The sequence below is a fragment of the Terriglobus roseus DSM 18391 genome (genome assembly GCF_000265425.1).
GTDB lineage: Bacteria > Acidobacteriota > Terriglobia > Terriglobales > Acidobacteriaceae > Terriglobus > Terriglobus roseus.
On the sequence record NC_018014.1, the window covers coordinates 815,619 to 833,615 of the forward strand.

Consider the following 17,997-nt stretch of genomic DNA (forward strand, 5'->3'; position numbering starts at 1 on the left):
CGAAAGCATCTTAGCTCAAGAGGTCCTGATGCCTGAGGGAGATACCATCTATCGCTCTGCCCGCGCACTCGCAAAGGTGCTAACAGGCAAGCACGTCACCAAATTCGACACAGGCTACGCGCACCTCGCAACCGTCAACGACGACCGACCAGTAGCCGGCCGCATCATCGAGAAGGTCGAAGCCAACGGCAAGTGGCTGCTCATGCACTTCTCCGGCGACCTCATCCTCGTCACCCACATGCTCATGAGCGGCTCGTGGCATATCTACAAGACCGGCGAAAAGTGGTGGTCGCCACGCAAAGCCATGCGTGCCCTGATCGAGGTCGATGGCTGGCAGGCCGTCGCCTTCAACGTGCCCGTCGCAGAGTTCCACACCGCAGCCTCACTCGCCCGTAAAAGCAGCGTGCCCAGGCTCGGCCCCGACATTCTCTCGGACAGCTACACCACCGACATCGGCTTCCACGCTCTTCAAGAACGCGCCGCCTCACACCCTGAAGATGAGATCGCAAACGTCCTGCTCAACCAGCGCGTGATCGCCGGCCTCGGCAACGTCTACAAAAGCGAGGTCGCCTTCGCCGCGCGCGTGCATCCCTTCCGGCACATGAGCACCCTCTCCATGGACGAGATGCGGCAGATGGCCGACGTCTCCCAGCGCTACATGAAGGCCAACATCCTTGACGGCAGTGGCGACGGCATCATCACCTACAGCGGCAACCGCCGCACCACGCACTCCGCCAATCGCGAAGAACGTCTATGGGTCTACGGACGTCGCGGTAAAGAATGCCGTCGCTGCGGAGGCATCATCGAATACCGCAAGCAGGGCCCCGGCGCGCGCAGCACCTACTGGTGTCCGGAGTGTCAGCCGTGGGTAGGCGAAGGCGAAGCAGTGAAGGGAAGAGACACACCCATCCGGCGCACACGAATGAGCTGCTAGCCGAAGCCTAGCGCTTCCAGCGCGGCGTCCAGTACTCGCGAATATCCACTGCCTGCATGTTGGCGCGCCGCGCCGCGGTAAGGCCTTCGTGCGAGTCTTCCAGCACCACGCATCGCGATGCGGCAACACCAAGCTGCTCGGCTGCCTTCAGGTAGATATCCGGCTCCGGCTTGCCGCGTTCCACGTCCTCAATGGAAACGATCCCATCGAAGAGCGGCAGCAGTCCCGTTGCGGTAAGTGCTCCATTCACGGCCACGCGCTGCGCATTCGAGACCACAACAAGCGGCGCTCTGCCATGCCACGCGCGAGCCACATCCGCAACGATCGTGACCTCTTCCAGAGCGTGCGCAGCCTCTGCGTAGCCGGTCGTGCAACGGTGAAAGAACTCTTCGCGCGTGATTCTCAGGTTGCCAAAGACGGTCTCGTAATCGTCCATCAGGTCCGCAGGCGAAAGCCCAAGCCGCTCGAAGTACCAGTCGCGGGGCATCGGCTCAGAATGCGGATGGAGCGCATTGCAAATGGCAAGATGCCACGCAGGCGCAGACTCCACCAGCGTTCCGTCACAGTCGAACAGGATGGCATCGAAAGAATCCGCTTCCAGCACGATGGGGAGTTCGTGCACCTTACCGTCCGGCATCTCTTACATCTCCAACGCGAACTGCGGCGATTCGCCGTAGGTGTTCACATGCGGCTCCGATGCCAGGGCCAGCACCAGCCGCTCCAGCACCAGCGTCTTATCCACGGGACCACTGCGTAACTCCAGATCGGCACGCGCAATCAATCGCAGCGCCCGCGAAATCTCGCGGCGAGTCTTATACCGGCGCGCCTGCTGAATCAGCACATCCGCAGCAAACGGCGGCATACGAAATCCCTGCCAAAGCACCTGCCAGATCGCACGCGAATCGCGCACATTCTTCTCATGAATAATCAGCATCTGCCGGTACGTACGCGCCAGCATGTACAGGTGTCCAATCGCCGAATCCTCGCCACCATCGCTCGCATGCAACAGGCCATGCAGCAGGGAAAGCGCACGAGGCCGATCGCGCTGGCTCAACGCATCCGTCAGCTCATACAGCGAACGCTGCTTCGCCGCCAGCACCATCGTCTCCACATCACCCAACGTCACGCGACCGACGGTAATGCCCGATGTCTCCAACTGGTTCTCGCGCACCGGAGCACTCACATATAGCAACAGCTTCTCCAGCTCGCTGCTGATCAACATCATGTCCACGGCCAGCGAATCCACCAGCTCGCGCGCGGCCTCCGGATCGCACTTCACGCCGCGATCATCCGCCGTGCCGATCACCCACCGAGCAGCGTCGCCCTCTTCCACCTTCTGCAACTCCACCGTGCCACACCACTCACCCAGCGTCTCGCGGATGCGGTCGTACCGTTCCTTGTCCTCGCGCTCCATACGGCGCAGGTCAGTGGGCAGCGTCAGATGGTCCGCAACAAACAGGATCAGCGCCTGCGGGTTCGGCGAACGGAAGTACCGCTCCAGCGCCGCAAACTCATCCTTCTTCGCACCCCGGCCATACAGCGTCTTCAGACCGCGCACGAAGATCACCTGGAAAGGCGCCATCAGCGAAGGCGTCTGCGCCAGGTCGAGCGCCTCGAAGATGCTCGTCTCGCTGCCAAGCTCAAGATCATGCAGGCAGAAGTCGCGCAAATCGTTCGGTACCAGCTTCTCCAGCACGCCTTTGCGCGCGCGCTCGTACAGAAACGTCTCATCGCCCAGCAGAACGTAACCCGGCCGCATCTCTGCGGTGCCAAGCTGTGCAAGAAAGCGATCTGTCGAAGCGAATGAACGAAGTGGTGGCACTGTTCCTCTATTGTCTGTGAGACGCGGCTTGCTCGAACAGCGAATCTGCACCGGAATCACAAGCGCAACGCTGTGGAGAACGCGTCAGAAACTATTCAGCAGATCCGCGACAATCTCGCTGGCCAGGTCACGCGACAACCGCCGCACCGCCGCGCCATCCTCCTGGATAAACGCGCTCAGGTCCTGCGTGGACTGATATTGCTCGCGAAAACTCAGCTTGTCGTTCCGGTACAGCACCTTGCCATCCCGCGCCGTCAACACAATCTTCGCCGTGATCTGCACCAAGTACGACGACGTCGATCCGGTATTCGGATCGTAGGTAAGCGGCGCGATGCTCTCCGTGAGCACGGTCCCGGTCAACATCGCATCGCTTGCATCAGCATCGTCCGAGTGGATGACCCGGTAGCGTGTACGCGTGTTCATCTCGCGAATCGTCGCATCCGTCAGCGCCACCTCCGTGTGGAACTGCTGCACATTCGTCTTGAACACCGGCACCGCCAGCGTGCGCACGTTCGCAGGCACATGGGCCGCCGCACCCGCCGTGTGGTATCCGCAACCCGTAAGCGCAGTCGCCAGGCCAAGCATGGCGAACCCATACCCCAAACGTGAGATACGGGCCACCCGCTTTGTCATCCGCGCCGGCATCTACTTGCCTCGCCGGGGATTCTTCTGTGCATCCAGGAACCGCCGCACACGATCCAGCGACCGCGCCTTTCCAAACACCACCAACGACTCCAGCAACGGCGGCGAGGCCGTCTTGCCCGTCAGAATGGCGCGCAGCAGCATATAAGCCTCTTTCACGCTCCACTCCTTCGCCGTCAGCAACTCACGCAGCCCGGCGTCGATTGACTCCGCAACCCAGTCGCTCGCCTCCAGCGTAGCCAGCATGTCCGTGGCAAAGGCCAACGTGTCTTCCACCGTGCGCTTCTTCGGCACAAACACGTCCTGTGGCGGCATCACATCGTCTGAAAAGAAGAAGCCAGTCATGTCGCCGAACTGTCCCAGCGTCTCAATGCGCGTCTGCACCAGCGGCGCAATCGCCCGCAGATACTCATCGCTGAAGATCGTCTGCCGCAGCGCTGCAAAGAACTCATCCGGCGTCTGCTTGCGCAGGTACTCGCCATTCATCCACTTCAGCTTCACCAGGTCAAACACCGGTCCGCCCAGCGAGATGCGCTGGAAATCAAAGCGCTCCAGCATCTCCGGCAGCGAGAAGACGTCGGCCAGCTTCATGTCCAGGCCCTTGTTCACAATCTCCTGCTCGGTCGGCTGCGCCATGCCGCCACCCATCAGGCCCAGGAAGTTCAGCATCGCCTGCGGCAGAAAGCCCGCCTGGCGGTAATAAATCAACGACACAGGATTCTTGCGCTTGCTGATCTTGCTCTTGTCCGTATTGCGCAGCAGCGGCATATGCCAGAAGCGCGGCAGATCCCAGCCAAAGGCGCGATACAGCAGCACATGCTTCGGCGTGGAGCTGATCCACTCCTCCGCACGAATTACATCCGTAATCTCCATTAGGTGGTCATCGACCACATTCGCCAGGTGATAGGTAGGGAAGCCGTCGGACTTCAGCAGCACCTGGTCGTCCACGTTGTTGTGGTCAAACGTGATGTCGCCACGCAGCTCATCGCGGAACGTCGTGCTCGCCACGCCCGGACCCTTGTCGCCATCCGGCACGCGCAGCCGAATCGTGTAGGGCTTGCCCTCGGCCATCAGCGCCGCAGCCTGCTCCGCCGTGTAGTTTCGCGACGCACCCGCATACTTCGGAGCCTGCTTCGCAGCCATCTGCGCCTTGCGCTCCGCCTCCAGCTCTTCCGCGGTCTCAAACGCACGATACGCGCTGCCATTGTCGATCAGGATCTGGCAATACTCGCGATAGATATCCGTCCGCTCGCTCTGCCGATACGGACCATGCGGTCCACCAACATCCGGACCCTCATCCCACTGCAGCCCAACCCAGCGCAACGCGTCGAAGATCATCTGCTCCGACGACGCCACAAAGCGCGTGCGATCCGTGTCCTCAATGCGCAGGACAAACTTGCCCCCACGCTGCTTCGCAAACACGTAATTCAGCAGGCCAATGTAAGCCGTGCCAACGTGCGGGTCGCCCGTGGGCGAGGGTGCGATACGGACCCGAACAGGTGCCGTCGCCTTGCTGCTGATGCTTGTGATTTCTGAAGTCATACCACCGTAGATGCTAGCAGTTTGGAGCGGTTGACCAACTTGACCAACCCGCTTACGATCCTGGTATGGCCGCTTACAACATCTACGAAGCGAAGACCAGTCTCTCCGCCCTTGTCGACAAAGCGGCGGCAGGGGAAGAAGTTGTGATCGCCCGCGCCGGAAAGCCCATGGTCAGAATGGTGCCGATCGAAACGCCGAAGGCGGAGGTCGCTAAGCCAAAGTACTTCCGCAAGGCTCCCGGTTTTGCGAAAGGGAAATGGAGCGACGTTCTGGAAGAGTTGGATAAGCCCTGGCCCGAAGATCTGCAGCGTGCGTTCGGGATGATCGATTGAGCGGGCTGCTGCTGGATAGCCACGTACTGATCTGGTACGTCGACGGCGACCCCCGCTTATCCGCTGTGGACGCCATGATGATCCGCAAGACAGAACACATCTACGTCAGCGCCGCCACCGTCTGGGAACTCACGGTCAAGATGACGTTGGGAAAGCTGCCGCCGCGCTCGGTGCGGGATCTCGCCGTGGAGGCGAACTGCAAACTGCTTTCCATCTCCCCGGAACACGGCCAGGCAATCGCCTCTCTGCCACGCCACCACGGCGATCCCTTCGACCACCTTCTGCTGGCGCAGGCAAAGGTCGAAGGTCTGACATTCGTGACGCATGACGGCATCCTTTCGCGGTACGGTGTGCCAGTACTCCTGGTCTGACGCAGGAAGAAAATCGACCGCGAAGACAGGTTTGAGGATAGCTTTCCCATTAGGCTCCGTGCGCAGCCGCACGGCGCTTCTCACTTCTAAGGGAGTCACAAAGTCATGAAGCGTTTCGTCGCAACACTGGCAGTAGCAGCACTCTGTACCGGCATCGCAGCAGCGCAGGCACGTCCAGCAGGTGGCCAACCCGAGAAGGGCTCCATCCCGGCCATGATCTCGGAAGCCATCGCAAACTACACCCAGATCAAGACCATCATCCTCGCCTCCGCCGAGAAGATGCCGGCCGAAAACTACAGCTTCAAACCCACGCCCGAGATCCGCAGCTACGGCGAGCTCTTCACACACGTTGCCCAGACGCAGATGGCGCTCTGCGGCGCCAACGGCATGCAGACCAACCCGCCCGGACAGCCCCGCCTGACGCCTGCTAACGCAACCGCAAAGGATGACGTCATCGCCTTCTTGAAGAAATCGTTCGAGGCCTGCGACGCGACGTATGCCACGGTGACCGCGGACAATGCAACCGAGATCAGCGGATCGGGCTTCATGCGCGGATCCAAACTCGGCATGATCGGCAAGAACGTCGCGCACGACAACGAAATGTACGGCCAGATGGTCGTCTACATGCGCATGAAGGGCATCGTCCCGCCCTCCACCGCCATGCGCGGCCGCATGTAGCAGCGACACAAAACCGGGTGCCCCATTCATGACAGTCCCATCGTCATGAGTGGGTTGCCGTAACGGCATACTCAACTGAAAGTTGTCATCCCGTAGCAAAGCGAAGGGATCTGCATGTGTGCCAGCCCATCAAAGACATATCAGGGGGCACAGATATCAACCTGTTCGCGCCAAGCGCGAACGGACAAAGCCGATCCGCACACTGTTCCCAGGATTCATGATCCAAATCAGAAAGGCTCCGCATAAGCGGAGCCTTTCTGGTTCCAAAGGAACGACGCACCTACTTCGGCAGCAACCCGAACACCGCCACACCATTCGTCGTGCCGACGTAAACCTTCCCATTGACCACCAGCGGCGTGATGAACTTGTTGCCGTTGCCAAACGCATCCCGACCAGCAGCCGCCTGGTTGCTGTTGTAGTACTCATTCGCCAGGTTCGTTGGGTCATAAGCATGCAGCACATTGGGCCCACTCGTAGCCGACTGTAGCGCCCAGACAATGCCATTCGACGTTCCATTCGCACTCACCGCCGGCGTCGTGCCAGGGAAGCCATACAGCACAGCCGACTTACTCGCCGGTGTCGTTGCCAGCTTCGCGTTCGTCAGGGGAAAGGCCTTCAACGCATCGCCGGCGGCGCTGTAATACAGCGTGCCATTGAAGAACGCCGGTGTCGCAAAGACACCGCCGGTTAGCTGCCCGCTAATCTGCTGATACAGATTGCTGTTCGGCCCCGCAGTCGCTGGTACGAACTTGCCCAGGTTGTCGCGGTCGGCAACGTAGATGGTCTTATCCTTGCCCGCACCCACGATCAGGTGATGCACCGCGCCACTCGCATCCGTCGCGTCGAACAGCACCTCGCCGCCCGAACCCAGATCAAGATCCGCATTCGTCTGCGCGACCGTGTCGTACGCCTCAAAGTAATCGGCCACGGCCAGCTTGCCCGCTGCATTGCTCAGCTTCAACATGCCGTTGCCGTAGTCGCCAGACTGCGGCAGCCCATTCACCAGCGTGGTATCAAACGTGCCGTTGCCCGACAGTACATACAGGCTTCCGTCGGTATCCGCAGCCACTCCATTGCCCGCCATCCAGATCGCGCCACGCACGCCGTTCGGCGTCAGGTTCAGCACAGACGTCTGTTGTAGCGTGCTCTCGCTGTAAGCCATCACCCAGCCCGTGTACTGCCCGGCATCGCAATGCGAGGTAAACGCCAGCACCAGGCTACCGTTCTGCAACAGCAGCGCAGCGCGCTCGGCATACAGCGACGGATTGAACGTCACCACACCGCCAGAAGAATACGGACCCGAACCCGGGTAGGTCGCCGTAATCTCCGTCGGCCCCGCCGCAATCTCCGCACCGGTCGTAATATCCAGCGCATGCAGACGATGGTGGTAAGTTCCATTCACTTCCTTGCTCATACTGACCGTGAACAGCGCACCATGCGCGCCGTAACTGCGATCGATCACCGGTGTCGACGTAATGCCAATCTCCGCTGTGATCTGGTTGCAGCCGTGGTCATCGCTGGTCATCTCGCTCGCCGGAATAACTGACTTCTGCCACAGAACCGCGCCCGTATCCGCGTCAAACGCGTACACACTGCCATGCTCCGTCGCAACAAACAGCGTGTTGTGTGGCGCACCACCAACCGTCAGCTTCGCCAGGAACAGAGGCTCCGCATCCACCTTGCCGTCGACCGGCAAAAAGTTGAGTTTCCCGAACGTACTCACATTCACATTGGCCGGCGTCAGGATCGTCTCCTGCGCATTCAAGCCGTCGCGCCGCACATTGTAGTGATACGTCGTCACATCCCGCACGGTGGCTGCAGACACAGCAGGCTGAACCGTAAGCGCAACCGTACCGGTGTGGCTGATGCTGCCGGAAGTCGCGGTAAAGGTCACCGTTGAGCTGGAAGCCAGCGCCGCAGCGCCAGCGGTAAAGCTTACCGTCTGAGCCGTCCCGGGTGTCAGCACCAGGCTCGCCGGGCTCGCCGTCACACCGGTAGGCACGCCGGAGAGAGCAACGGCAACCGTACCCGTCAGGCCATTCAACGCATCCGCACGCACACTCACCTGGCCCGCCGTCCCACCCGCCACCGCGGTGATCGCGGTCGGTGCAATCGTCAGCGTAAAGTCTGGTACCACCACCGGCGGTACTGTAACTGCGGCCGTCACCGTCGCCGTGTGCGTCAGCATCCCGGACGTTCCCGTGAACACAATCGCCGCGGTTCCCACCGTTGCCGTCGACGCAGCAGTCAGCGTCACACTTACCGGCGCACCGGGAGTCACGGAAAACGTAGCGGGCGAGGCGGTGACGCCCGTGGGCAAACCACTCACCGTCACAGCGACCGAACCCGTAAAGCTGCTCAAGGCGGACGCTGCAACAGTCACCGCCTGACCAGTCGCGCCGGACATCAGCGTCACGCTGGATGGCGTGGCACTCAGCCCAAAGTCAGCGGTAGCCGTAGCAATAGGCGTAGGCGCAACCCCGCTGCAAGCCGAAAGCACAACAATCGCCGCTGAAACCACGGCCGGAAGCAATCTGCGAAGGGGATGCATTGGGAGAGAACCTCTGCAGACGTAGGATGGCTCCCCATCTGCAAAGGTCTTCACAATCCAGGCCGGCCCTCATCCCACAAAAGCGGTATGCCTACGTGAGATCGTCCGTGTCGAAGGCCGGCTTCCGTCCCAGCCTGGCCGTGCTGTACGGCTCCTCGCCGTCGATCAGCGTGCGCACCATCTCATCCACTTCGTCCGGCTCTTCCATCGTTGCGATCATCTTCTTCGGCTCACCGGGTACATTCAACGACTCCAGCAGAACCGTCACATGCGCCACTGCCGTGCCGTCCTGGTTCAGCCCCTCCGGCGTCTTCGCCTTGATGCTCACATCGCGCTCAGAAATATCCAGCAGCTCGGCCACACGAGCACGCATCTCGCCCGCAATCGGCACAATCTTCGGCCGCATCAGGATCAGCACGCAATCCATGTTCACAATGCGGTAGCCCGCTGTCGCAATCTCTTCCAGCGCCGTCTGTAAAAAGATCGTCGAATCAGCGTTCTTCCACCGCATATCGCTCGGCGGGAAAAACGTACCGATATCGCCCGCGCTCACCGCGCCCAGCAGTGCATCCGTGATCGCATGCAACAGCAGATCGCCATCGCTATGTCCCGCAAGGCCTTCGCTATGTTCAATCTTCATGCCGCCAATCACCAGCGGAACGCCAGGCTTGAACGCGTGCGAATCAAAGCCGTACCCAATCCTCATACCCATCGTCACAGCCTGCTTCTGCCGCGGTGCATCCACGCAGCGGGGGAGTTTCGTCGCCTCCCAGCATAAACTCCCCGGTGACGCGCTGACGCGCCGCCCCCAAACCGCTATACTTCACAACCTATGGTCGTTCACGCAATTCTTCCGGCAGCCGGTCTCGGCACACGTATGGCAGTACCCGGCGTCAGTGCCAAGCAATTCCTCTCGCTCGGCGGCGTCCCCATCCTCATCCACAGCGTCCGAGCCTTTGCCGACAAGGCAAACGTCGCCACGGTAACGCTGGCAGTCCGCGCCTCTGAGGCCGAGCACGTCGCCCAGCAGCTCACCCAGTACGGCTTCGCCGACAAGGTCCGCGTCGTCACCGGCGGCGAAACCCGCCAGGACTCCGTCGCGGCTGCACTCCGCTCGCTCCAGGCCGAGCCCGGCGATATCGTCCTCGTCCACGACGCCGTCCGTCCGCTCATCGACGCCCCCACCATCGAGCGCACCATCGACGCCATCGCGAAGCATGGCGCAGCCATCGTCGGCGTAGGCGCCGTCGACACCATCAAGCAGGTCGACCGCACAGCCGACGGCGCCATCATCACCGCCACCATCCCGCGCGAACGCATCGTCCAGGCCCAGACTCCGCAAGGCGCCCATTACGCCGACCTCGTACGAGCCTTCGACGAAGCCGAAGCCGACAGCTTCGCCGGCACCGACGAAGCCAGCCTCCTCGAACGCGCCGGCATCAACGTAGCCGTGGTCCCAGGCTCGCCGGCCAACCTCAAGATCACCCAGCCCGGCGACCTCGAACTCGCAGAGTTCTACCTGCGCCAGCGCGGATAGGCCACGCGGCGCTACCGCCTCACTTCTCGTCCCGTCGTACCGCCGTACGGAAAAGATCATCTAGGTCGCCGATCTTATCCGTCAGCTGGTTCAACTTACTCGCCAGCCCCTGGATCTCCAGCTCCGACCGAACGTTCACCTCAAAGTCCAGTTCGCTGCGGACGCGATCCTTCGTGTCCTGCCGGTTCTGGCTCATCATGATCACCGGAGCCTGGATCGCGGCAAGCATCGACAGGAACAGATTCAGCAGGATGAACGGGTAAGGATCCCATGCCTTCCCCCGCAGAAAGACATTGATCGACGTATAAACCGACAGCGTGATCGCAAACGCGATGATGAACGTCCACGACCCACCAAACTTCGCCACCATGTCCGCAATACGTTCGCCGAAGGTCTCTTCCTCGTCGATCAACTCATTCGCGTTGCGCGCCGCCCGCAGCCGCACCAACTCCTGCGTCGCGTGATACTGCCGTCCCAGCACGGTGAGCATGTCCATCCCGGCCAACGGCTTCTTCGACAGCAGAGTGGCGATGTCGTTGCGGTCAATCTCCAGGCACACAGCCTCATCGATGGCGACAGCATTCGTCTTGTGCAAGGACTCTTCCAGCATGGACGCGAAGCCGAAGAACTCACCGTGGCCCGGCTGATCCAGCAACACCTCCTGGTGATCCTCGTCCACCGTCGTCACCTGGATCTTCCCCGACATCACGACATAGGCATTCTTGCCAGGATCACCAATCTTGTAGATCCGCTGCCGCGCCGCAAAGTGCTTCACCTCAACCTGCGCCGCCAGGATCGCCGTCTCATCGTCATCCAGCAGAGCAAACAGCGGAACGTGCTTCAACTCTTCGGGCTTACAAGGCATGCTGTGGCTCCTCCAACGCAGAGAATACCCGTCCTGCTTGAAAGCCATGTTTGCAATTCAGCATCTGCCCCCCGCTTCACCCAACGGGCCACGCAGCGTTACAGCTTGATCATCATCTCGTTCGTCTGCTCAAACCCGAACTTCTCATAGATCGGCCGGCCAAACTTCGAAGCATGCAGCGTCACCACCTTGCATCCACGCACGCGACACTCCTCCACACACGCCTTCAGCAGTTCCTTCGCCAGTCCGCGGCCACGCGCCACCGGCTCCGTATAGAAGTTCAGCAGGTAAGGCCGGCCCGCTTCCACATGCAGGTAGTGCGGAGGAAAGTCGTTGAACAGGATGCCCGCGCCCGCCAGCACCACACCATCTTCTTCCGCAAATAGGCCCAGGTACCGGCCGTCCGCCAGCCGCTCCCGCAGCCACGGCTCAAAGGCCACGTTCATCGTGTCCAATTCGTCCGCCGTTGCGAACTCGTTATCCAGAAACATGCTGTGGCGCTGTGCTGCGATCAATGCAACATCGTCCATCGTGGAGCGGCGAATGATGACCATCTCTCCAACGTAGCAGCCCGATTAGCATGGAATCCATGCCGAAATCCGAAAACAAGCCCGCCGACCTCCCGCTCAACCGGGCTCTCTTCCGCTCCGGCGACCGCGTGGCCGTCGGCGTCTCCAGCGGCGCAGACTCCACGGCGCTCCTGCTGGCACTGCACGAACAGGCCACCGCCCTCGGCATCGGCGTCTCCGCAGCGCACTTGCACCACGGCATCCGCGGCGAAGAGGCAGACGGCGATCTCGCCTTCCTCCGCAATCTCTGCACACAGCGCGACATCCCCCTGCACGTCGAACACGCTGCAGTCGTCGCCGGTCAGCCTGCCGGCACCGACGCAACCTCCCGCGCCCGTCAGGGCGAACGCGAATCGCTGGAAGAGGCCGCCCGCAACGCCCGGCTCGCCTTCTTCGACCGCCTGCTCGCAGCGGGCACCGCCACCGCCATCGCAACCGCCCACACCCAGGACGATCAGGCCGAAACCGTCATCATGAAGCTGCTCCGCGGCGCATGGACTGAGGGCCTTGGCGGCATCTCGCCCGTGGTCGACCGCGACTCCGGACGCATCCTCCGCCCGCTCCTCGGCGCCACCCGCCAGCAGGTCGTCGCCTTCCTCAACGCCCATAACCAGTCCTGGCGCGAGGACAGCAGCAACGCCTCCGACAAACACACACGCAACCGCGTCCGCGCCCATCTCATGCCCCTCCTGCGAGAGTTCAACCCCTCCATCGCCGCCACCCTCACCGCCACCGCCCAGCTCGCCCGCGAAGAACACTCCCGCTGGCAGCCGGAGATCGCCCGGCTCCTCACACAGCTCGCCCTGCCCGGCAAACCCGTGCGCGGCGGCGGTCGCGCCGTCGGAACCGCGCCGGGCGAAGACTCCCTCGCCTTCGAGCTCGAACGCCTCCGATCGCTCGATCTCCCCACCCGCCGCCGACTCCTCCGTGCCGCCACCGAACGCATGGGCGTCCGCCTTGGCGCCGCCGAAACCCTCCGGCTGCTTCAGCTCGCAGGCCTGGCCCCGGCAGACGCCCCGCCAGACCCGACCGTCCCCTCAAAACCGAACAGCCGCCTCGATTTTGCAGGCGGCCTACGTGCCGAACGGTCCCTCCGGGAGCTGCGACTCTCACGAACCGCATAACGGGGCGTCAAACTGTGGCAGTACGCTACAAATTCGAAAACAGGAACGCCTGCATCCCCAACGCCGGGAGTAGAATCTGATGGAATGCGCGACGGATGGGAGTCCGCCGCTCTGCACCAGCCTCCCCTGCAACAAGCGGTTCCTCCGGGCGTCTAATCATTGGCGGACACGTGTAGGCCGGGGAAGCAGGCTGTAAAAGCCGCCGCACCCATGGCGCCGTGGCCGAGAGAGAAGAGGTAGCAACGTTGAATTCTACTGTGAAGACCGTCTTGATCTGGGTGCTGATGCTGGGGTGCCTGATCTCCGTCTGGCAGTTCGTCAGTCGCTCTGCCACGGGCGGTCATGATTCTGCGGTCAGCCTGTCGCAGATGCAGGACTTCGCCGACAAGGGCAAGATCTCTGACGTAACTGTGAACGGGACCGACGTAACCGGCCACTTCAAGGACTCCAAAGAGTCCTTCCACACCACCATCCCGGCGAACTATCCGGATCTGTACAAGACCTTGCACGACAAGGGCGTCAACATCACCATCAAGGACCAGAACAACTCCTTCTGGTTTGCGGCGTTGGTACAGTTCCTGCCCATGCTCTTGATCCTGGGTGTCTTCCTGTTCTTCCTGCGCCAGATGCAATCCGGCGGCAACAAGGCGATGTCGTTCGGCAAGAGCCGCGCGCGCCTGCTCAGCCTGCAGCAGAAGAAGGTCACGTTCAAGGACGTGGCGGGCGTGGATGAAGCGAAAGAAGAACTCAAGGAAATCATCGAGTTCCTGCGCGAAGCAGCAAAGTTCCAGAAGCTCGGCGGTCGCATCCCCAAGGGTGTGTTGCTCGTCGGACCTCCCGGAACCGGCAAGACCCTGCTCGCACGCGCAGTCGCGGGCGAAGCAAACGTTCCGTTCTTCTCCATCTCCGGTTCGGACTTCGTCGAGATGTTCGTCGGCGTCGGCGCATCGCGCGTCCGTGACCTCTTCGAACAGGGCAAGAAGAACGCTCCCTGCATCATCTTCATCGATGAAATCGACGCAGTCGGTCGTCACCGCGGCGCAGGCCTCGGCGGCGGACATGACGAGCGCGAGCAGACCCTCAACCAGCTCCTCGTTGAGATGGACGGCTTTGAGTCCAATGAAGGCGTGATCCTGATCGCCGCGACCAACCGCCCGGACGTGCTCGATCCAGCACTGCTGCGCCCAGGCCGTTTCGATCGTCGCGTCATCGTCGACCGCCCGGACATCCGCGGCCGCGAAGAAGTCCTCAAGGTCCACTCCAAGAAGGTTCCGATGGCGGACGACGTCAATCTGAACGTTCTGGCCCGTGGAACACCAGGCTTCAGCGGCGCCGACCTGGCCAACATGGTCAATGAAGCCGCCCTCACCGCTGCCCGCTACAACCGCAAGGCCGTACACATGTACGACTTTGAGATTGCAAAGGACAAGGTGCTCATGGGCGCCGAGCGTAAGAGCATGCTCCTCAGCGATCAGGAGAAGAAGGTCACGGCGTACCACGAAGCCGGTCACACCCTCGTCTCTGCGCTCAGCGAGAACTCTGACCCTCTGCATAAGGTCACCATCATCCCGCGCGGTATGGCGCTGGGCGTGACGGTCTACCTGCCGGAAGAAGATCAGCACACCGTCACCAAGGGCTACCTGACCTCGCGTCTGGCCATGATGATGGGCGGCCGTTGTGCCGAGGAGATCTTCCTCCACGAGATGACCACCGGTGCCGGTAACGACATCGAGCGCGCCACCGAACTGGCACGCAAGATGGTCTGCGAGTACGGCATGTCCAAGATGGGACCCATGACCTACGGCAAGAAGGAAGGTGGAGAAATCTTCCTCGGCCGCGAGATCACCCAGCATCGCGACTTCTCAGACTCGACCGCGCAGGCGATTGATGCTGAGGTCAAGCGCTTCATGGATGAGGCCTACACGGCCGCGTACAACATCCTCGACAACAACCAGGACATCATGCACCGCATGAGCGCCCTGCTGTTGGAGCGCGAGACGTTGGACGCAGAAGAGATCAAGCTCATCATCGCCGGTAAGGACCTCTCGCCAGTGCGCAACTCACTGTCGAACTCCGATCCCGACGGCGGCGAAAAGCAGAAGGTCCTCAAGCCCGAAGGCGGTCGTGCACCAGGCTTCGGCGAAGGCCGTCCCTCACCCGCATAACGCAATCGCATGCTACGAAACAGAAAGGGCAGCCGCCAGGGCTGCCCTTTTCTTCGTTCTTCAGCGACTTTCACATTTCGAAGTTGTCATCTCGCAGCGAAGCGGATCTGCCGAAGGCAGCAAGGGATCTGCATGGAAACCGACCCGCCCACCCAATACCAGAGGGCAACAAGGAACGCCCGTTCGCGCAGAGCGCGAACCATCCCACAACCCAACAAACCAGAAGAAAGACTTACCGCTCCGTAAGAACCAACCGAAGATCGCGAAGATTATTCCCCGTAGGCCCGGTCTCAATCGCATCCCCGACAGCCCGCAGAACCGGTCCACTATCGAATCGCGTCAGAGCCTCATCCACCGACAACCCGAGCTTCGCCACCCGCCCGGCAGTCGTCTCATCGCAAACCGCCCCCGCCGCCGAACTTTGCCCATCGACCCCATCAGACCCGGCGCTGAGGACCGTTGTGACCGACCGCCCCTTCACCTCACGCGCACACCAAAGCGCAAACTGCCCATTGCGCCCACCCTCACCCGCGTCTGCGTCAATGGCAACGCCCACCTCGCCAACCGAAACCACGCAGCTCCGCGCATAGTCACGAGCCAACAAAGCGCTCCGGTTCAGCAGGTAACGCGCCGCATCCCGGTACTCCCAGTCGTCGCACGCATTGTCGATCACGACATGAAATCCAGCCGCGCGCGCAGCCTCTGCAGCCGCCTGCGCCAGGTGATCGCCGGAAAGGATCACATCGAACGAAGCCCGCCGAAACGCAGCGTCGCCCTCCTTCGGCGTCTCCGGAAGTCGCCCGCTGCAGAAGAACTCCACAACACTCGGCGGCAGCCCCGATCCGCACGACTCCTGCAGCCGCGGAAACAGCGTCAGGCAATCCTCCACCGTCGTCGAATCCGGCAGGGAAGGTCCTGACGCAATCGCATCCGGCGCGGTCGGCGGCACATCGCTCACCAGCAGCGTGCACTGCCACCCCGCAGCCGCAGCCGCCACGGCCAGCCGCCCACCCTTTACCGCAGACATATGTTTCCGCAGCGCATTCATCTGCGTAATCGTCATCCCGCTGCCCACCAGCGCACGATGAAACGCAGCCACATCCGCAAGCGAGATCGCGTCGTCCAGCGGCTTCTCCACCATCGCCGAAGCGCCACCACTCACCAGGAACAGCACGGCATCCCGAGGTGTCGCCGCCGGCAGCAGAGCCAGAATAGTGTCCGCGGCCCGGCGGGAATGCTCACCCGGCGTCGGGTGTTCGCCCACCAGGAAGATCGCGGACTCCTCTGCCGGAAACGTCTCGCGCGGCGCCACCACGACCGCCTCCATCCGCACGCCCTGCAGCCTCTCAGCCGCAGCCTCAAACATCGGCACAGCCGCCTTGCCAATGGCAATCACAAGGACGGACTCGACCTCGCTCCGTCGCAACGTATGCGGACCCAGCCGCAGCGTCTCAGCATCCGCGCTCACCTGCTGCTTCACCGCCTGGCGCACATCCACGGCCTGCAACGTCTTCTCAAAGATCTGGCGAGCCACCGCACGCAGCGCTTCGCTCATGCGCCCGCCTCAAGAACCTTCCGCCTCCGCGTAAAGATCGCCCCAGCCAGAAACGCACCAATGATTAACGCCGCCGCCGTAGCCAGCAGCCCCGCACGATAGTCATGCGTCCGCGCCAGCAGCCATCCCGTGACGTACGGTCCAATAAATCCGCCCACATTCCCGACGGAGTTGATGATCGCAATCGCCAGCGCAGCAGCCGCCACCGCAATCCGCTGACTGCTCGCCGCCCAGAAGACCGGCATCGACACAAAAACACCGAAGGCCGCCAGCGACAGGCCCACCACGCACAGCACCAGCGATCCGCCCAGCGCTGCCAGGATCATTCCCATGGCACCGCAGCCAAACGAAACCACCAGGCTCAACCGGCGATCGCCATGACGATCCGACCAGCGGCACCAGGGCAGCAGCACCGCCGCACCCACCGCATACGGCACAGCGTTCAACCAACCCAGCCACCGCAGCCCCACGCCATAACTCGCAATCAACCGCGGCGTCCAGAACCCCAACTCATACAGGCCGATCATCAGCATGAAGTAGGTACAGGACAGTGCCACCACCAGCGTGACCGGCACGCGATCCGCACTGCCGGACGACGGTACAGCAGCAGCCTCCGCCTCCATCGCACTCGTCAGCGAAACCCTCTCGTCCTCACTCAGCCACGTCGCCGTCGCCGGCCCCGCATCCAGCAGCCACGGCACCGCCAGCCCCAGCAGAATCGCAGGCAGGGCCTCCAGCAGAAAGAGCCACTGCCACCCCGCCAACCCATACGCCCCATTCATCCGCAGAATTCCCGCAGAGATCGGCGAACCCACAACACTCGACAACGGGATCGCCAGATACAGCAGCGCCAGGATCCCCGCACGCGCCGACCCCGGCAACCAACGGGTCAGGTAAAACACAATACCCGGCAGAAACCCCGACTCCGCCGCCCCCAGCAGGAACCGCAGCACCATGTACATCTTCGGCCCATGCACAAACGCCGTGCAGCACCCAACGATGCCCCACGACACCATCAGAAAACTAACCCACCGCGGAGCACCCACACGAGCCAGCGCACTGTTACTCGGCACGGCAAACAGCAGGTACCCAAGAAAGAAAATGCCCGCAGCCAGGCCATACAGCGTATCGCTGATCCCCAGGTCCCGATTCATCGTCAACGACGCAAACCCGATGTTCACGCGGTCCAGAAAAGCAATGAAATAAAGCAGCAGCACCAGCGGAGCAACACGCAAAGTCACCCGCCGATACAGCGCAGCATGACTCTTCACAGCAGGCATAGGAACAGATGTGCTCACGCAGAAACTCTA

17 protein-coding genes are annotated in these 17,997 nt (G+C 61.9%); 7 read left to right on the plus strand and 10 right to left on the minus strand.

Going from position 1 to position 17,997, the window contains the following annotated elements; translation table 11 throughout:
• The first annotated feature begins 28 nt into the window (after positions 1-28).
• The gene (locus TERRO_RS03535) at positions 29-934 is read left to right on the plus strand and encodes an Fpg/Nei family DNA glycosylase (protein WP_014784628.1); all 906 of its coding nucleotides are present in this window, start codon (positions 29-31) and stop codon (positions 932-934) included.
• 7 nt (positions 935-941) lie between these two features.
• Here TERRO_RS03535 and TERRO_RS03540 read toward each other — a convergent pair whose 3' ends face one another.
• The 4 genes from TERRO_RS03540 to gltX form a co-directional block, all read right to left on the minus strand.
• The gene (locus TERRO_RS03540; protein WP_014784629.1) at positions 942-1,571 is read right to left on the minus strand and encodes an HAD family hydrolase; all 630 of its coding nucleotides are present in this window, start codon (positions 1,569-1,571) and stop codon (positions 942-944) included.
• Between the two features lie 3 nt (positions 1,572-1,574).
• Positions 1,575-2,756 (minus strand): DNA polymerase III subunit delta, encoded by a 1,182-nt coding sequence (gene holA / locus TERRO_RS03545; protein ID WP_014784630.1) that lies wholly within the window; start codon positions 2,754-2,756, stop codon positions 1,575-1,577.
• An 84-nt stretch (positions 2,757-2,840) separates the two neighbouring features.
• Positions 2,841-3,377 carry an LPS assembly lipoprotein LptE gene (lptE, locus tag TERRO_RS03550; RefSeq protein WP_245536208.1) on the minus strand — a complete coding sequence of 179 codons (537 nt, stop codon included), beginning with the start codon at positions 3,375-3,377 and terminating at the stop codon, positions 2,841-2,843.
• Positions 3,378-3,401: 24 nt separating this feature from the next.
• Positions 3,402-4,940, minus strand: coding sequence for a glutamate--tRNA ligase (gltX, locus tag TERRO_RS03555; protein WP_014784632.1), 1,539 nt, complete (start codon positions 4,938-4,940; stop codon positions 3,402-3,404).
• Positions 4,941-5,005: 65 nt separating this feature from the next.
• On the opposite strand from gltX, the gene TERRO_RS03560 reads away from it, so the two are divergent.
• From TERRO_RS03560 to TERRO_RS03570, 3 genes are all read left to right on the plus strand, one after another.
• Positions 5,006-5,272: a type II toxin-antitoxin system Phd/YefM family antitoxin gene (locus TERRO_RS03560; RefSeq protein ID WP_014784633.1), complete on the plus strand. Its 267-nt coding sequence runs from the start codon at positions 5,006-5,008 to the stop codon at positions 5,270-5,272.
• Positions 5,269-5,643 (plus strand): type II toxin-antitoxin system VapC family toxin, encoded by a 375-nt coding sequence (locus tag TERRO_RS03565; protein WP_014784634.1) that lies wholly within the window; start codon positions 5,269-5,271, stop codon positions 5,641-5,643. Before TERRO_RS03560 ends, TERRO_RS03565 begins: the two co-directional genes overlap by 4 nt.
• Positions 5,644-5,748: 105 nt before the next feature.
• Positions 5,749-6,321: a DinB family protein gene (locus TERRO_RS03570; RefSeq protein WP_014784635.1), complete on the plus strand. Its 573-nt coding sequence runs from the start codon at positions 5,749-5,751 to the stop codon at positions 6,319-6,321.
• 280 nt (positions 6,322-6,601) lie between these two features.
• Here the strand turns inward: TERRO_RS03570 and TERRO_RS03575 are convergent, their stop codons facing one another.
• Together TERRO_RS03575 and ispF are read right to left on the minus strand one after the other, a co-directional pair.
• A complete protein-coding gene (locus tag TERRO_RS03575) occupies positions 6,602-8,854 on the minus strand; it encodes a PQQ-binding-like beta-propeller repeat protein (RefSeq protein ID WP_245536209.1) in 2,253 nt (750 codons plus the stop codon).
• A 109-nt stretch (positions 8,855-8,963) separates the two neighbouring features.
• A complete protein-coding gene (gene ispF, locus TERRO_RS03580) occupies positions 8,964-9,584 on the minus strand; it encodes a 2-C-methyl-D-erythritol 2,4-cyclodiphosphate synthase (protein WP_014784637.1) in 621 nt (206 codons plus the stop codon).
• Positions 9,585-9,704: 120 nt separating this feature from the next.
• Between ispF and ispD the strand changes: the two genes are divergently transcribed.
• Positions 9,705-10,409: a 2-C-methyl-D-erythritol 4-phosphate cytidylyltransferase gene (gene ispD / locus TERRO_RS03585; protein ID WP_014784638.1), complete on the plus strand. Its 705-nt coding sequence runs from the start codon at positions 9,705-9,707 to the stop codon at positions 10,407-10,409.
• Between the two features lie 19 nt (positions 10,410-10,428).
• On the opposite strand, the gene TERRO_RS03590 is transcribed toward ispD, so the two are convergent.
• Together TERRO_RS03590 and TERRO_RS03595 are read right to left on the minus strand one after the other, a co-directional pair.
• On the minus strand, positions 10,429-11,274 hold the full coding sequence (locus TERRO_RS03590; protein ID WP_014784639.1) for a DUF1003 domain-containing protein: 846 nt from the start codon (positions 11,272-11,274) through the stop codon (positions 10,429-10,431).
• Between the two features lie 98 nt (positions 11,275-11,372).
• Positions 11,373-11,828, minus strand: coding sequence for a GNAT family N-acetyltransferase (locus tag TERRO_RS03595; protein ID WP_014784640.1), 456 nt, complete (start codon positions 11,826-11,828; stop codon positions 11,373-11,375).
• Positions 11,829-11,863: 35 nt separating this feature from the next.
• On the opposite strand from TERRO_RS03595, the gene tilS reads away from it, so the two are divergent.
• Both tilS and ftsH read left to right on the plus strand, forming a co-directional pair.
• Positions 11,864-12,967 carry a tRNA lysidine(34) synthetase TilS gene (tilS, locus tag TERRO_RS03600; RefSeq protein WP_157178240.1) on the plus strand — a complete coding sequence of 368 codons (1,104 nt, stop codon included), beginning with the start codon at positions 11,864-11,866 and terminating at the stop codon, positions 12,965-12,967.
• Between the two features lie 245 nt (positions 12,968-13,212).
• A complete protein-coding gene (gene ftsH, locus TERRO_RS03605) occupies positions 13,213-15,132 on the plus strand; it encodes an ATP-dependent zinc metalloprotease FtsH (RefSeq protein ID WP_014784642.1) in 1,920 nt (639 codons plus the stop codon).
• 232 nt (positions 15,133-15,364) lie between these two features.
• Here ftsH and TERRO_RS03610 read toward each other — a convergent pair whose 3' ends face one another.
• Together TERRO_RS03610 and TERRO_RS03615 are read right to left on the minus strand one after the other, a co-directional pair.
• Positions 15,365-16,687, minus strand: a complete 1,323-nt coding sequence (locus tag TERRO_RS03610; RefSeq protein ID WP_014784643.1) for a glycerate kinase type-2 family protein — start codon at positions 16,685-16,687, stop codon at positions 15,365-15,367.
• Positions 16,684-17,985 (minus strand): MFS transporter, encoded by a 1,302-nt coding sequence (locus tag TERRO_RS03615; protein ID WP_157178241.1) that lies wholly within the window; start codon positions 17,983-17,985, stop codon positions 16,684-16,686. Before TERRO_RS03615 ends, TERRO_RS03610 begins: the two co-directional genes overlap by 4 nt.
• Positions 17,986-17,997: the final 12 nt, after the last annotated feature.

Excerpts from the sequence above, each read along its gene's own strand:
- TERRO_RS03535 (WP_014784628.1), top strand. The coding sequence starts at position 29 with ATGCCTGAGGGAGATACCATCTATCGCTCTGCCCGCGCACTCGCAAAG.
- TERRO_RS03540 (WP_014784629.1), bottom strand. The coding sequence starts at position 1,571 with ATGCCGGACGGTAAGGTGCACGAACTCCCCATCGTGCTGGAAGCGGAT.
- gltX (WP_014784632.1), bottom strand. The coding sequence starts at position 4,940 with ATGACTTCAGAAATCACAAGCATCAGCAGCAAGGCGACGGCACCTGTT.
- TERRO_RS03560 (WP_014784633.1), top strand. The coding sequence starts at position 5,006 with ATGGCCGCTTACAACATCTACGAAGCGAAGACCAGTCTCTCCGCCCTT.
- TERRO_RS03570 (WP_014784635.1), top strand. The coding sequence starts at position 5,749 with ATGAAGCGTTTCGTCGCAACACTGGCAGTAGCAGCACTCTGTACCGGC.
- ispF (WP_014784637.1), bottom strand. The coding sequence starts at position 9,584 with ATGGGTATGAGGATTGGGTACGGCTTTGATTCGCACGCGTTCAAGCCT.
- ispD (WP_014784638.1), top strand. The coding sequence starts at position 9,705 with ATGGTCGTTCACGCAATTCTTCCGGCAGCCGGTCTCGGCACACGTATG.
- TERRO_RS03590 (WP_014784639.1), bottom strand. The coding sequence starts at position 11,274 with ATGCCTTGTAAGCCCGAAGAGTTGAAGCACGTTCCGCTGTTTGCTCTG.
- TERRO_RS03595 (WP_014784640.1), bottom strand. The coding sequence starts at position 11,828 with ATGGTCATCATTCGCCGCTCCACGATGGACGATGTTGCATTGATCGCA.
- tilS (WP_157178240.1), top strand. The coding sequence starts at position 11,864 with ATGCCGAAATCCGAAAACAAGCCCGCCGACCTCCCGCTCAACCGGGCT.
- TERRO_RS03610 (WP_014784643.1), bottom strand. The coding sequence starts at position 16,687 with ATGAGCGAAGCGCTGCGTGCGGTGGCTCGCCAGATCTTTGAGAAGACG.